Here is a 13,980-nt window from a genome sequence, read left to right as displayed (position 1 = left end):
ATGAGAAAGGCTGATTTAGTAGTTGGAGTTCAATGGGGTGATGAGGGTAAAGGCAAGATAGTTGATATGCTAGGACTAAACTATGACATGATCTGTCGCTCACAAGGCGGCCATAATGCCGGCCATACGATCTGGGTTGATGGCGTTAGATACGCGCTTCACCTTGTTCCAAGTGGAATTTTGCATAAAAATATTATAAACATCATTGGCAATGGTGTTGTTGTTTGCCCAGAGGTATTAATTACTGAAATGGCACAGTTTGAAAATTTGGAAGGAAGGCTTTATATTAGCGATAAAGCACATTTAAATCTAAGCTACCATAGTCAAATCGATCAAGCAAAAGAGAGACTAAAAGGCGAAAAAGCAATCGGTACGACTGGCAAAGGCATTGGACCAACTTATGCTGATAAAATAAGTAGAAGCGGTCACAGAGTAGGCGAACTACTTGAGCCAGAACGTTTGTGCGATGCTTTGATGCATGATTTTGAGACAAACAAATGCGTATTTGACGCACTCGGTGTAAAAATTCCTAATGAGAGTGAATTGCTTGAAGAGCTAAAAAGATATAAAGAGGTTTTAGCTCCATTTATCGCAAATACTACAAATTTAGTTTGGAAAGCGCTAGATGAAGATAAAAAAGTCCTACTTGAAGGCGCTCAGGGCACGCTTTTAGATATCGACCATGGCACATATCCATATGTAACTAGCTCAAATACCATAAGTGCAGGTGCTTGCACAGGTCTTGGACTAAATCCAAAAGAAATCGGTGAAGTAATAGGCGTCATAAAGGCCTATACGACTCGTGTTGGCTTTGGTCCTTTCCCAACAGAAGATAAAGGCACGAGCGGCGATAAGATGTGTGATATCGGCAAGGAATTTGGTACAACAACAGGCCGCCGCAGACGTTGTGGTTGGTTTGATGCTGTGAGTGTAAAATATGCTTCAAGGCTTGACGGTGTCGATACTTATGCACTTATGAAGCTTGATGTACTTGATGGATTTGAAGTGGTAAAAATTTGCAAAGCTTATCAATATAATGGTGAAACTATCGATTATATGCCGACAGATCTTGAAAATGCAACTCCTATCTATGAAGAACTTGCAGGCTGGGATAGCGTAAAAGGTATAAGCAAATATGAAGATCTGCCAGCAAATGCAAGAGCTTATATCGAGCGAATAGAAGAGCTAACTGGCGTAAAGATCGGATACATCTCAACAAGCCCTGAAAGAAGCGATACGATCATTAGATGAAAAGCAAATTTACCTCTATCGTCCGCGTAAAAAAACAAGAGATGGATAAGGTAGAGGTAAAGCTTGCCGTTGCTAGGCTTAATGTAAGAAATTTTGAAGAAAATTTAGTGCATTTAAGAGCAAGGCTTGAGGAGTTTTGTTTGCCAAAAAGTGGCAATATAGGCGAGTTAAAGGAAAATTTAGAGTTTATAAAGATAGCAAGGCAAGAGTTAAATGCCTGCAAAGAGAGCCTTGAGATAGCTAAAAAAGAGGTTTCGCATTACGAACATAAATATAAAAATGCAAATTTAGAGTACGAAAAGATGAAATATCTAGAAAAAGAAGAGTTTAAAAAAGAGATAAAACGCATACAAAAGGCCGAAGCGCTTGCGCTTGATGAGTTTGCGGTGATGAAATTTACAGCTAAGAGCGAGTCGTGATGAGAGCGGTTTTATTATTCTTTATTATTTTAAATTTTGCATTTTGTTTTGAAGTACCAGTTGACTGTACGCAAATTTTTGAAGCTAGAAAAGAAGAAATTTCAAAGGAACTTGAAATCATAGATGAACAGCGCCAAGCTTTAGAGGTATTTCGCGCAAGCTCGGCAGCAGCCTATGAAGAAAATAATAAAAAGCTTGCCAAAAAAGAAGCTGATTTAAATGCGACAATGAAAGTGATCGAGCAAAAACGTAAAGAGATCGATGAAGTGGTCGCCAAAAATGAAAAAATTTTAAAAGAACTTCGCACAATGACTAGTGATAAAGTAAATGAGTCGTATTCTAAGATGAAAGATGGCGCGGCAGCTGAGGTGCTCTCTAAAATGCCTAGATCAAACGCAGCCACCATACTTTATGCTCTTGATGCCAAAAAGATATCTACTATCATGGCAAAAATGGATCCAAAAGTAGCATCTGAGATCACCACTTTGCTTCAAAAAGGGCCACCATTTGCTGAAGAAAAAAGCGATATGCCAACTCCAGCTGGTAGCATAAATATTCAGTAATAAATTTTTGCACAAGCAAGCAAAATTTTAAAGAATTTAGACACCAAAATATAAAGCTCTATGCTTATAAATTTTTAATTTTAAGCTTGCCTAACTTTAGCTTGCATACTTTTGTGGTAGCTATTTTTTAACCAAACTTGCTACGACCCCAACTCCAAGGATGGCTAGAATGATAAAAAGGCTAATTTGTGCAGAAATTTCAAAACCATGATGAAATATATGAGCAGTCGCATTTACAGCTAGCTTTGCTGCAATAAAAAATAAAAGCACGATCACAGAAATTTCTAGATATTTTAAAAAATTTTTGAGTGCTTCAAGCACAAAATAAAGCGTTCTTAGCCCAAGTATCGCAAATATCATCGCTGAATAAACAATCACAGGATCTTTACTCACAGCAATGACAGCTGGAACGCTATCAAAAGCAAATATCACATCGCTTAGCTCAATCACGCAAAGGCACAAGAATAATGGTGTTGCTATCCAAGTGGCTTTTAGCCTTAAAATTTGATCGTTAAGAGCAGTTTTTTGACTATCTGAAATTTGCTTAGAAATTTCGCTAAATTTAACAAAAAAACTATGTCCAAAAAGCTGTGGTAAAACCGGAAAGAAGCGATAAACTGCCCTATAAGCTATGTGGTTTGAATAATCTTTTATATCCTCATCACACTTATCTTTTTTTATCATCATTACGGCACTATATGCGACTATTGCTGCAAATATTAGCTCCATCCAAGGAGAGATGGCAAAAAGCATCGTACCTATGGCTACAAAGATGAGCCTAAATACCATAGCTCCTATAACGCCAAAATAAAGCACTCTGTGTCGGTAAATTTCAGGTATCTTAAACCATGAAAAAATCGCCATCATCACAAAAAGATTATCTACCGAGAGCGACTTTTCTAGCGCATATCCTGCAAAATAAAGACTTGCTATTTCACTGCCTCGCTCAAAATATAAATATATGCCAAAAAGTACCGAAACTCCTATCCAAAAAATAGACCAAATACCAGCTTGTTTTAGTGAAATTTTCTCATCATGTTTATGAGCAAAAAGATCTATTCCAAAGGCAAGTGATGCCATTATAAGAAAAACTATAATTGTTTGAATTTCTGACGTGTTCAACTTTTATCCTTAAAATTTTTAACAAGGCATCATCAAGACTTCTACTATCTCACCTTTTTTAAGAATTTCTTTATCCATTGGGATCATTAAAAGTGCAGCCTTGTTTGTTAAGTTATTTACGATCGCTGAACTGCCAAGCTTTTTGCCATTTAGATTTACAAAATTTTTTCCTTCACGATTTTCTAAATTTACAGCCGTAAATTCTAAAAATGGCGAACGCTTTTTATAGTCTTCGTCCATTATTGCCGTGATCTTTGGCTCGTCATTGCCTAGCCATAAATTTATCAAAACTCTAACATAAAGCACGCACATAACCATCGCTGAATAGGGAAAACCAGGCAGTGCAAATATATATTTTTCGCCTGATTTTGCCACTCTGATATGACGGCCCGGTTTTATGGCAGCACCCTCGATGATAAGGCTAAAATTTTCATTTAAAGCGCCCTTTACAAAATCATAATCTCCCATGCTAATTCCACCAGTCGTCACTAATATATCAGCTGATTTTAGCGCATTTATGATCGCTTTCTCGACTAGTTCAGGTCTATCTTTTACGATCTCACAAAGGATCGGCTCTGCGCCCATTTTGCGTATCTGCATAGCGATGCCTACGTGATTTGAGCTGTGAATTTGCGCTGGATTTTCTAGAGGTTCGCCAAGGTCTTTTATCTCGCTACCAGTTGCAAGTATCGCCACTCTTGGGCGTATGAAAACGCTTACGTGAAATACACCAAGCTCAGCAAGAAGTGCTATCTCAGCGTAGCTTAGACGAGCGCCTTTTTTTATTAAAATTTCACCTTTTTTGTAGCTCTCACCCACTTCGCGCACAGCAAAACCCTTTGGCACGCTCTTTTTGATGATTATTTTTGAGCCGCTAACCTCGACATTTTCTACCGGCACAAGAGTATCAGTGCCTTCGCTCATCAGTGAGCCAGTGAAAGTTTTTACACATTTACTGTCCTCTATGACTAGTCCTTTGTCGCTTCCAGCAGGCAGATCTGTGATGAGCTCAAGCTCGCTTAGGCCATCTTTAAAGGCAAAAGCATATCCATCCATCGCTGAAACTGGCTTTGCTGGGTAATTTTCAGTGGCTGTCACATCGTAGGCGATATTTCTATCAAGTGCGTCCGTGATGGCCACTTTTTCGACCTTATCCCACTCGTTTATAGTATCTTTTAAAATTTTTAGGCTATCTGCATAACTCATAAAATCTTTCATTATTAACCCTTTTATGAAATTTTTGCATATTTTATCTACTTTGCTCTTAAAAAAATTAATCTTTGTTTTATTTAATGATTATTAAAATGTCGTTTAAGAAATCAGTTTGATTTTACCCTATACACAGGAATATTCATGAATAAAACAGTGCTTTACATCATTGCAGGTGCAAGCTTAGGCATTCTTGGCCCAGTGCTTGTTTATTTTGGCAACCCAGCAAATATGGGTGTTTGCGCGGCTTGCTTTTTAAGAGATAGCGTAGGTGCCTTTGGCTTTCATCAAGCCAAAGTGGTACAGTATCTAAGGCCTGAAATTTTAGGGCTCATCATCGGAGGCTTTTTAGCTAGCCTGTTTTGGAGTAGAAATTTCACTCCAGTATCAGGTAGTGCGGCATTTTCTAGATTTTTCTTAGGCGTGTTTGCTATGATTGGTTGCCTTATCTTTTTGGGTTGCCCATGGAGAGCGTTTTTGCGCCTTGGTGGCGGAGATATGACTGCTATTGCTGGTTTTGTCGGTTTATTCGCCGGCGTTTTTGTTGGACGATTTTTCAAGAAAAATGGTTACGTTATACCTGAAAATGACGCCACTACAAAACCAGTTGCCTTTTTACCATTAATTATTACTGTTTTGCTTTTAGCAGCCCTTGTTTTTGGTTTAAAGCTTGGCGATAATGGTGCATTATTTAGCTCAGAAAAAGGCCCAGGTTCACAGCACGCAAATATCTTTATCTCACTTATTTGCGCCATTGTTATTGGCATTTTTATGCAAAGAAGCAAATTTTGCTCGGTTGGAGCGATTAGTAAAGTTTTTGAGCGTGATCTTTCAATGTTTTATGGCATTGTATCTATCATCGTTTTTGCAAGTATCACAAATTTAGCTCTTGGACAATATAAATTTGGCTTTGAAGCTCAACCTATCGCTCATAATGACGTCCTTTGGAATTTCCTTGGCATGAGCTTGGCTGGTCTTTGCTTTAGCCTAAGTTATGGCTGCCCAGGCAAACATTTAGTGCAAATGGGAGCTGGAAATTTAAGCTCGTCTGTATTTGTTCTAGGCATGGGCGCAGGTGCTGCGATAAGCCACAACTTCATACTCGCAAGCTCTGGGGCTGGCATCACTCCTTATGCTCCATATGCCGTAGTGATCGGCTTTATCTATGCTATTTATGTTGGAGTTTTTACTAAAAAAGCATAATATAAATTTGGCTGCCTTTGCAGTCAAATTTATTCACTCCTTATATCTATCACCTCATCAAAAAGTTCAAAAAGCTCGCGTTGGTGTGTGATCATTAAAATGCTAGCCTTAATCTTAAAATTTTTTAGCGGCAATAGTAATGCATTTTGTTTTAAGATATGGCAAACGATAATTCTAAATCGAACTAAAATTTTAACAATGAATTGATAAAATTAATAAATATCAATATAAAGTAAATATTTTAAGCTATTTTGATATAGAATATCGATTTTAATTTTATCTAAAGGAATTCTATGAAGTTTAGTATACTTGCTTCATCACTGATCTTTAGCTCGCTGTGGGCTTTAGATACAAATAACAGTGATTATTCAGTTGTTTTACCAACTATCGAGGTGGAAGGTATCTCGGAGCAAAATACCCTAAAAGGTTATATCGCGTATGATAGTGCGGATATCAATAGAAATGGGCTTAGCAATAAAGAGACGCCACAAACTATCGAAAATATAGATATACAAAAGAATAGAAACTACGGCACAAACGATCTTTCAAGTATCCTAGAAGGAAATGCTGGTATTGATGCAGGCTATGATATGAGAGGCGAGAGCATCAAGATAAGAGGCTTTAGTGTTGACGGTGGCGATATATATAGAGATGGTGTTAGAGACTCTGGTCAGATAAGACGCAGTACGGCAAATGTTGAGAGAGTTGAAATTTTAAAAGGGCCAGCTTCGATCTTATATGGAAGAAGCGATGGCGGCGCAGTTGTAAATTTAGTTAGTAAAAAGGCAAATTTTATGCCAGTTTATAAGCTCTCAGGAAGAGTTGGCAGCTGGAGTAGATATGGTGGTGGTATCGATATAAATCACGTAGTAAATAATCAATTAGCTGCAAGGCTAACGACTGATATGGAGCGTGGAAAGTCATGGAGAGAGGGCGTAAAATATAAAAATTTTATGGTAAGTCCAAGTATTATTGTGACAAATGATGGTGGAACGGTGAGCTTTGAGGCGCAATACACATATGATAATGCTTGGCGTGTACCTGATAGAATGCCAACAAAAAGTGTCTATGACAAGCTTGGTATCGACTATACAAAGGGCTTTTCTCATGATGGAGACTTTGTTGAAGATAAGCTTCATTTCTTTCGTACCGAGCTAAATGCAGAGTTGGTGAAGGATATGAATTTAAAATGGGTTTTTGGTTATAGAAAAGCTAGTCAAAATTTTGACCATTATTTTAGTGGTACCATCATGCCTGGAAATAGACTAAAGCAAAACTATGCTAAACAACAAACCGATAATGACACACTCTCAAATGCCATAACACTTACAAAAGAGCTTGAATTTACAAGATTTAAGCATAATTTTACTTTTGGATATGACAACAGCGTAGAAACTCGCCATCCAAGGCTTTGGTTTGATAGTGCAAAAAATGTAACTATAAATCCATATGCATCAAGATCAAGTTGGGGTAGTGTGGGCTACATACCACTTAATACTGATAATAAGCATAAAGCCATAAATAATGGAGTATTTCTCGAGGATCTAATAAGCTTAGACGACAAATATAGGCTACTTGTTGGTGGAAGGTTTGACTTTTATAAATTTAAAACAAGAAATATTGCAAATATGACAAATAGCTACAAAGGGCACTCTTTTAGTCCAAGAGTTGGCTTGCTGTGGGACTTTTTACCAGAGCATACCGCATATGCTTCATACTCAAAGAGTTTTGCTCCATATGGCGGCCGTGGAAATATAGGTATAAGTATAGGCGATACAACGATGCTTGATCTAAAACCACAGAATAATGAGCAATACGAAATTGGCTTAAAAAGCACATGGGCTGATAATAGATTTAGCTCAAACCTAGCTATATTTCAGATCGAGCATAACAATATAAGATATAGACCAGATCCTATAAATGATCCATATACCTGGGCGCAACGTGGTAAAGAGCGAAGTCGTGGTATAGAGCTAAATATCTTGGGTAAAATTTATGAAAATTTATATCTAAGAAGCTCTCTTGGATATATGAGAGCTATTATCGCAAGTGATAAATCAAATCCATTAAACGAAAGACTTAGTCTAAATAATACAACCAACTGGCAGGGCAATGTTTTTTTAAGATATGCTAAAAACGACAAATGGTATGTCGAAAGTGGCGTAACAGGATACTCTAAAAGATATAGTTATCAAGTAAATAAAACAAGCGTAACCGATCAACACTTACCCGGCTTTGTAAGGCTTGATGCAAGTGCTGGATATAACTTTAACGAACATGCTCAATTAACATTAGCAATAAACAATATCCTAAATAAAAAATACTGGCGTTCTGATTCAAGACCTGGCGATGAAAGATCGTTTATGCTAAATATGCACTACACTTTTTAACTAAAATTTACACTGCCTTCTCTTTGGCGGTGTAATCTTTTGTCATGTGAAATTTGGAGAAATTTAGCCACCAAGGATGGCTAAATTTGAAGTTATCTTAAAATTTGAATCTTTGCTTTTGCGCGGAGTTTATCAAAATAATCAGCCATAAGTTTTTCTTGCTCACCTTGATAAAGCTCGTTTATAACATTATCCTTAACATCTGCAAAGCTTGGAGTGTATGAGCCAATTTTCTCTTTTACATAAAACATATCAAAACTATCAGCGCCTTGTAGTATTTGGGTAAATTCTCCATTATTTGTGCCAGCTATGATGGCCGCTAGCCTTGGATCTATGCTTTGATAGTCTAAACTTAGCTCTTGTGTTTGCACACTATTAAGTAGTGATGGACTTGTTTTTTGAGCTTCTAGTTCTTTAGGATTTTTTGCCCTATAAAGGATCACTTTAGCAGTGCTAAAGACCTTAAATTTATCAGGATTAGCGTCAAAATACATCTTTGCTTTTTGCTCATTTACATTTTTGCCAGCTTCAGCCAAGATGCTTTTATAAAGCTTTTCTTGAAGCATCTTTTTTTCTATGTTGTTTTTAAACTCCAAAAAGTCCATGCCTTGAGCTTGGATAGAGCTTCTAAACTGCGAATTTGTCATGCCATTTTGCTTTGCGATTGATTCGATCCTGTCGTTTAGCTCAAATGGCGTTACGCTAATGTTTAAATTTTTTATCTGAGCATCTTCGAGTCTATCTCTTATGAGTAAATTTAAGGCATCTTGTTCGCTAGCTCTTAGCTGCTCTTTCAAGCTATAAACTTCATAAAGCGTGATTGGTTCGTTCTCTACAATAGCTGCGATACCGTTTATCATCTGAGCCGAATATAAATTTAAAGCACTTAGCATGCCAGCAGCCAAAAAGAGCAATTTTTTCATAATAAAACCTTTATTTAAGTATTTAGTAAATATAATTTTGGGCAATTATAACATAAAAATAAGGCACAAAATGATAGTTACTAGATTTGCTCCGTCGCCTACTGGATATCTACATATAGGCGGACTTAGGACAGCCCTTTATAATTATTTATATGCAAGAGCTAATAATGGAAAATTTTTACTTCGCATCGAAGATACTGACTTAAAACGAAACTCAGAAGAGGCCACGCAAGCCATAAAAGAGGCATTTGCTTGGTGTAAGCTAGACCACGACGGTGAAGTGACATATCAGTCAAAGAGATTTGATCTTTACAAAGAGTATGTTAAAAAACTACTTGAAGAAGGCAAGGCATATAAATGCTATATGAGCAAGGACGAGCTTGAAGAGCTTAGAGCTAGCCAAGAGGCAAGAAAAGAGCGTCCAAAATATGATAATAGATATAGAGATTTTACTGGTACGCCTCCAGCTGATATCGAGCCAGTCATCCGTATAAAAGCCCCATTAAGCGGCGAAATCGTCATACATGATGGCATAAAGGGCGAGGTTAAATTTAAGGTTGAAGACATATTAGACGACTTCATCATCGCAAGAAGCGACGGCACACCGACCTATAACTTCACAGTTGTGATAGATGACGCACTAATGGGCGTAACGGACGTCATCCGTGGCGATGATCACCTCTCAAATACCCCAAAACAGATCGTTCTTTACGAGGCACTTGGCTTTAAAACACCAAAATTTTATCACGTCGCTATGATAAACGGCGAGGATGGCAAAAAACTTAGCAAAAGACATGGCGCAACTGACGTTATGGAGTATAAAAAGATGGGCTATTTGCCTGAAGCGCTCTTAAATTTTCTCGTTCGTCTTGGCTGGAGCCACGGCGATGATGAGATTTTTACTATTGAGGATATGCTTAAATACTTTAATCCAAACGACATCAACAAAAGCTCAAGCACCTATAACGCTCAAAAGCTTGACTGGCTAAATTCTCACTACATTAAGACTTTACCTTACGAGAGGTTAGCGCATGATATGCTTGAGTTTGGTGTGGATTTTAAGGCTTTGGTAAAAGGCGAGCTACTGCTAAATTCGCTCCGTGAGAGATCAAAGACATTAATCGAAATGGCAAATAGTGCAAATGCGATCATTAGCGCTCCAAAAAGCTACGATGAGAAAGCTTGGGCTAAATTTATAAATGAAAATAGCAAAGAAATTTTGGCTAAATTTGCTCAAATTTTAGACCGTGACCTTGATGCAAAGGGCTATGAGGAGCTAACAAATAAATTTTTAGAGCAAAATGGCTTAAAGCTAAAAGACCTAGCTCAGGCCCTAAGGATAGCGCTAACTGGCTCAAGCGTGAGCCCAAGTATCTTTGAAGTGCTTGAAGTAGTGGGCAGTAGCGAGACGAAAAATAGAATACAAAATTTATTAAAGGAAGAGAAATGACACATGTAACTAAAGAAGAAGCATTAAACTACCATATAGGCGGTAAGATCGAGATAAAGGTAAAGACGCCTTGCGAGACGTCAAGAGACCTTTCAATGGCCTATACACCAGGTGTTGCAGAGCCTTGCAAAGAGATAGAAGCTGACAATGAACTAGCTTATAAATATACAAATAAAGCAAATCTAGTAGCCGTTATCACCGATGGTACGGCTGTCCTTGGGCTTGGCGACATCGGTGCGATCGCTGGCAAGCCAGTTATGGAAGGAAAGTCAGTTTTATTTAAAAAATTTGCAAACGTAGATGCCTTTGACATCGAGCTAGACGAGCATGATCCAGATAAGATCGTTGAGATTTGCAAGGCTCTTGCCCCGACATTTGGCGGTATAAATTTAGAAGATATCCGTGCTCCAAAGTGCTTTGAGATCGAGAGAAAGCTTCAAGAAGCAGTCGATATCCCAGTCATGCATGACGATCAGCACGGCACGGCGATGATAACAAGTGCTGGCATGATAAATGCGATGGAAATTTCTGGCAAAGATATCTCAAAGATAAAGATCGTAGTTAGTGGCGCAGGTGCAGCTGGTATCGCTTGCGCGAAGATGTATAAAGCGCTTGGTGCAAAACACATTGTGATGATAGACAGCAAGGGCGTCATCCACTCAAAAAGAACAGATCTAACTCCAGAAAAAGTTGAATTTGCGCTTGAAACTGAGGATAGAACTCTAGCTGATGCGATGAGGGGTGCTGATATGTTTTTAGGTCTTTCAAAGCCTGGCGTACTTACAAAAGAGATGGTTGCTTCAATGAATAAAGAGCCTATCATCTTTGCTTTGGCAAACCCAGTGCCTGAAATTTATCCAGAGGATGTTGAGGCTGTAAGAAGTGACGTAATGATGGGTACAGGCAGAAGCGACTATCCTAACCAAGTAAATAATGTTTTAGGTTTCCCTTTTATCTTTAGAGGTGCGCTTGACGTTAGAGCTAAAAAGATCACTGAAAATATGAAAATGGCTGCAGCTAGAGCGCTTGCGCAGCTTGCAAAAGAGCCAGTGCCAGCTGAAGTTTTAAAAGCAAGTGGCGTTAGTGAGCTAAAATTTGGCAAAGAGTACATCATCCCAAAACCATTTGACAAACGTGTGCTAACAGCAGTCGCTCCAGCAGTTGCGAAAGCTGCAGTTGAAGATGGCGTAGCGAGAGTAAAAGATTTTGATGTTGAGGCTTATAGAGCCAAACTTGCAAAAGGATTTTAAATTTTAGCCCAAATTTTGGGCTAAACTCTTTTTGGCATTTTGTAAAGATAAACCTTGTAAAAACAGTAAATTTAAGGATAAAAAATGCAAAACGTGAAGCTCATCTCACACCCACTGATCGAGCATAAATTAACCATTTTACGTGATAAAAATACCCAACCTTTTCAGTTTCGCATGCTAGTTGATGAGATCAGTTATCTTATGATCTTTGAAGCGACCAGAAATTTAAAGGTAAAAGATGTCAAAGTCCAAACTCCAGTTGCTACCGCAAATGCTAAAAAACTCACAACAAAAGTAATGATCTGCCCGATATTAAGGGCTGCTCTTGGTATGCTTGATAGCGTTTTTACCATCATCCCAGATGCGAGTGTGGGCTTTTTGGGTTTTCAGCGAAACGAAGAGACCGCTCAGGCTGAGTTTTTCTACGCAAAGCTTCCAAAAGACGCAAAAGAGCGCATGGCGATCATAATCGACCCTATGTTTGCAACTGGTGGCACGGCGATAGACGCAGTCAAATTCTTGCGTGAAAAGGGCGTTAAAGAGATCAAATTTATCTCTATCATTGCCGCTCCTGAGGGGCTAAAGAGATTTAGTGAAATTTACCCAGACGTCGAGGTCTATACAGCTTCGATCGATGAGAAACTAAATGAGAAAAACTACATCGTTCCCGGTCTTGGTGATGCTGGTGATAGAGTTTTTAACACGCTTTAAGGGCTAAATTTGAATAAAAGACTTTTGCCAGCTTTAGTTGCCTTTGTCATTGCTATCATCATCGGTACTTTCTTTTTTTCAAAAGATGGCGACGAGGCAAACAAAAACGCTCAAATTTTACTTGAGCAGCTAAACAAAGAGGGGCAAAAGAGCCAAAATCTTGTAGAAAACGGCTCATACACCTCAAAAGATGAGGTCGCTCTTTATATCTATAAATTTAACAAGCTACCAAAAAATTTCATAACCAAAAAAGAGGCACTCGATCTTGGCTGGGACGCAAAAAGCGGAAATTTATGGCAGATAAGCGGTGGCAAAAGTATTGGTGGGGATAGATTTTCAAACAGAGAAAAGAGGCTACCTGAGGCTGATGGCAGAAAGTGGTTTGAGTGCGATGTAAATTATAATGGTGGTAGGCGCGGCGCTGAGAGAATTTTATACTCAAACGACGGGCTTATCTACTACACGCCTGATCACTACGAGCATTTTTACCTGCTTTATGAGAAGAGGATGCAATGAAAAGCGTGATCTTAGATGCCAAAAAGATGGCTGAAAAAGAGAAGATGCATGAGTATTTTGCTAAGAAATTTGACCTGCCAGAGTACTACGGCAAAAATTTAGACGCGCTCTTTGACTCTCTTTGCGAGATAAATGAGCCAACGCTTATAAAGCTAAAAAATGAAAAATTTTTGGATGATAGTGCAAAAGAGAGCCTAGCCCTGCTATTTCGCGATGTTTGCAACGAAAATGAGATGGTTAAATTTGAGCTTGTAAAAGATGAAAAATGATATTTGGAAAGATTGATTATCTAAATTTACTCCCATTTCACGTTTTTTTAAAATCAGCCCCACTAAGCTCTCAGATAAAAAAGGCGATCGAGTTTAAAAAGGGCGTGCCAAGCAAGTTAAATAGAGCCCTAAACGCTAGAAAGATCGACGCTGCGGTGATCTCAAGTATAGCTAGCAAAAAGGCAAATTTAAAGAAGCTAAATTTTGGAATAGTCGCCAAAAAAGATGTAAAAAGTGTACTTGTGCGTAAAGGCTCAGCTATGAAATTTGATCCTGCCTCAGCTAGCTCAAATGCCCTAGCCAAGGTGCTTAATCTAAACGGCGAGGTGATCATAGGCGACAGGGCGCTAAAGTCATACTTAAGCGAGGGCAAAGAGTGCTTTTACGACCTTGGTAAAATTTGGCACGAAAAGACAAATTTGCCATTTGTTTTTGGTAGATTTTCTTACGTAAAAAATGGTTCATTTTACAAAAGACTAGTCGCAAAATTTCTACAAAAAAATGTAAAAATCCCAAACTATATCTTAGCCAAGTACGCTAAAAGCCGTGACATAAGCGAGCAAGATATCAAGTGGTATTTGAAATTTATAAGCTACAAGATCGGTCCAAAAGAGCAAAAATCACTCCGAAAATTTTTTAAAGAAAATAGATTATTAAAAGTAGCAAAAAAGAATTAAATTTTTATAGCTTCTTAGCAGCTGCCA

General features: G+C 38.2%; 14 protein-coding genes. 11 read left to right on the top strand and 3 right to left on the bottom strand.

Annotation, left to right across the window (positions count from 1 at the left end; all coding sequences use genetic code 11):
* Genes CVS95_RS03290 through CVS95_RS03280 form a run of 3 tightly spaced genes read left to right on the top strand, consistent with a single transcriptional unit; the run spans position 1 to position 2,233 of the window.
* Positions 1-1,251: an adenylosuccinate synthase gene (locus CVS95_RS03290; protein WP_107695555.1), complete on the top strand. Its 1,251-nt coding sequence runs from the start codon at positions 1-3 to the stop codon at positions 1,249-1,251.
* Positions 1,248-1,670, top strand: coding sequence for a flagellar export protein FliJ (locus CVS95_RS03285; RefSeq protein WP_107695554.1), 423 nt, complete (start codon positions 1,248-1,250; stop codon positions 1,668-1,670). Before CVS95_RS03290 ends, CVS95_RS03285 begins: the two co-directional genes overlap by 4 nt.
* Complete coding sequence (locus CVS95_RS03280; protein WP_107695553.1) at positions 1,670-2,233, top strand: MotE family protein; 564 nt, start codon at positions 1,670-1,672, stop codon at positions 2,231-2,233. Before CVS95_RS03285 ends, CVS95_RS03280 begins: the two co-directional genes overlap by 1 nt.
* A 120-nt stretch (positions 2,234-2,353) precedes the next feature.
* On the opposite strand, the gene CVS95_RS03275 is transcribed toward CVS95_RS03280, so the two are convergent.
* Positions 2,354-3,355 (bottom strand): TerC/Alx family metal homeostasis membrane protein, encoded by a 1,002-nt coding sequence (locus tag CVS95_RS03275; RefSeq protein WP_107695552.1) that lies wholly within the window; start codon positions 3,353-3,355, stop codon positions 2,354-2,356.
* Positions 3,356-3,373: 18 nt separating this feature from the next.
* A complete protein-coding gene (locus CVS95_RS03270) occupies positions 3,374-4,573 on the bottom strand; it encodes a molybdopterin molybdotransferase MoeA (RefSeq protein ID WP_107695551.1) in 1,200 nt (399 codons plus the stop codon).
* Between the two features lie 135 nt (positions 4,574-4,708).
* Between CVS95_RS03270 and yedE the strand changes: the two genes are divergently transcribed.
* The gene (yedE, locus tag CVS95_RS03265) at positions 4,709-5,767 is read left to right on the top strand and encodes a YedE family putative selenium transporter (RefSeq protein WP_107695550.1); all 1,059 of its coding nucleotides are present in this window, start codon (positions 4,709-4,711) and stop codon (positions 5,765-5,767) included.
* Positions 5,768-6,060: 293 nt separating this feature from the next.
* Positions 6,061-8,157, top strand: coding sequence for a TonB-dependent receptor (locus CVS95_RS03260; protein ID WP_107695549.1), 2,097 nt, complete (start codon positions 6,061-6,063; stop codon positions 8,155-8,157).
* Between the two features lie 92 nt (positions 8,158-8,249).
* On the opposite strand, the gene CVS95_RS03255 is transcribed toward CVS95_RS03260, so the two are convergent.
* Positions 8,250-9,080 carry a peptidylprolyl isomerase gene (locus CVS95_RS03255; RefSeq protein WP_107695548.1) on the bottom strand — a complete coding sequence of 277 codons (831 nt, stop codon included), beginning with the start codon at positions 9,078-9,080 and terminating at the stop codon, positions 8,250-8,252.
* Positions 9,081-9,150: 70 nt separating this feature from the next.
* Between CVS95_RS03255 and gltX the strand changes: the two genes are divergently transcribed.
* From gltX to CVS95_RS03225, 6 genes are all read left to right on the top strand, one after another.
* Positions 9,151-10,530: a glutamate--tRNA ligase gene (gltX, locus tag CVS95_RS03250; RefSeq protein ID WP_107695936.1), complete on the top strand. Its 1,380-nt coding sequence runs from the start codon at positions 9,151-9,153 to the stop codon at positions 10,528-10,530.
* The gene (locus CVS95_RS03245) at positions 10,527-11,780 is read left to right on the top strand and encodes a malic enzyme-like NAD(P)-binding protein (protein WP_087585442.1); all 1,254 of its coding nucleotides are present in this window, start codon (positions 10,527-10,529) and stop codon (positions 11,778-11,780) included. The genes gltX and CVS95_RS03245 overlap by 4 nt, the downstream gene beginning before the upstream one ends.
* Before the next feature lie 84 nt (positions 11,781-11,864).
* Complete coding sequence (upp, locus tag CVS95_RS03240; RefSeq protein WP_107695547.1) at positions 11,865-12,491, top strand: uracil phosphoribosyltransferase; 627 nt, start codon at positions 11,865-11,867, stop codon at positions 12,489-12,491.
* A gap of 9 nt (positions 12,492-12,500) precedes the next feature.
* Positions 12,501-13,007 (top strand): ribonuclease domain-containing protein, encoded by a 507-nt coding sequence (locus tag CVS95_RS03235; RefSeq protein WP_103629202.1) that lies wholly within the window; start codon positions 12,501-12,503, stop codon positions 13,005-13,007.
* Positions 13,004-13,276, top strand: a complete 273-nt coding sequence (locus CVS95_RS03230) for a barstar family protein (RefSeq protein WP_107695546.1) — start codon at positions 13,004-13,006, stop codon at positions 13,274-13,276. Before CVS95_RS03235 ends, CVS95_RS03230 begins: the two co-directional genes overlap by 4 nt.
* Complete coding sequence (locus CVS95_RS03225) at positions 13,273-13,953, top strand: MqnA/MqnD/SBP family protein (RefSeq protein WP_107695545.1); 681 nt, start codon at positions 13,273-13,275, stop codon at positions 13,951-13,953. Before CVS95_RS03230 ends, CVS95_RS03225 begins: the two co-directional genes overlap by 4 nt.
* Positions 13,954-13,980 lie beyond the last annotated feature (27 nt).

The organism is Campylobacter concisus (assembly GCF_003048905.1).
Classification (GTDB): domain Bacteria; phylum Campylobacterota; class Campylobacteria; order Campylobacterales; family Campylobacteraceae; genus Campylobacter_A; species Campylobacter_A concisus_V.
The sequence above is the reverse complement of the archived record's forward strand: the minus strand, read 5'-3'. Positions and strand labels throughout refer to the sequence as shown.

Bases quoted from the DNA above. Each gene is read 5' to 3' on its own strand.
- yedE (WP_107695550.1), top strand. From the start codon at position 4,709: ATGAATAAAACAGTGCTTTACATCATTGCAGGTGCAAGCTTAGGCATT.
- CVS95_RS03245 (WP_087585442.1), top strand. From the start codon at position 10,527: ATGACACATGTAACTAAAGAAGAAGCATTAAACTACCATATAGGCGGT.
- CVS95_RS03230 (WP_107695546.1), top strand. From the start codon at position 13,004: ATGAAAAGCGTGATCTTAGATGCCAAAAAGATGGCTGAAAAAGAGAAG.
- CVS95_RS03290 (WP_107695555.1), top strand. From the start codon at position 1: ATGAGAAAGGCTGATTTAGTAGTTGGAGTTCAATGGGGTGATGAGGGT.
- CVS95_RS03280 (WP_107695553.1), top strand. From the start codon at position 1,670: ATGAGAGCGGTTTTATTATTCTTTATTATTTTAAATTTTGCATTTTGT.
- CVS95_RS03255 (WP_107695548.1), bottom strand. From the start codon at position 9,080: ATGAAAAAATTGCTCTTTTTGGCTGCTGGCATGCTAAGTGCTTTAAAT.
- CVS95_RS03285 (WP_107695554.1), top strand. From the start codon at position 1,248: ATGAAAAGCAAATTTACCTCTATCGTCCGCGTAAAAAAACAAGAGATG.
- upp (WP_107695547.1), top strand. From the start codon at position 11,865: ATGCAAAACGTGAAGCTCATCTCACACCCACTGATCGAGCATAAATTA.
- CVS95_RS03225 (WP_107695545.1), top strand. From the start codon at position 13,273: ATGATATTTGGAAAGATTGATTATCTAAATTTACTCCCATTTCACGTT.
- CVS95_RS03270 (WP_107695551.1), bottom strand. From the start codon at position 4,573: ATGAAAGATTTTATGAGTTATGCAGATAGCCTAAAAATTTTAAAAGAT.
- gltX (WP_107695936.1), top strand. From the start codon at position 9,151: ATGATAGTTACTAGATTTGCTCCGTCGCCTACTGGATATCTACATATA.
- CVS95_RS03260 (WP_107695549.1), top strand. From the start codon at position 6,061: ATGAAGTTTAGTATACTTGCTTCATCACTGATCTTTAGCTCGCTGTGG.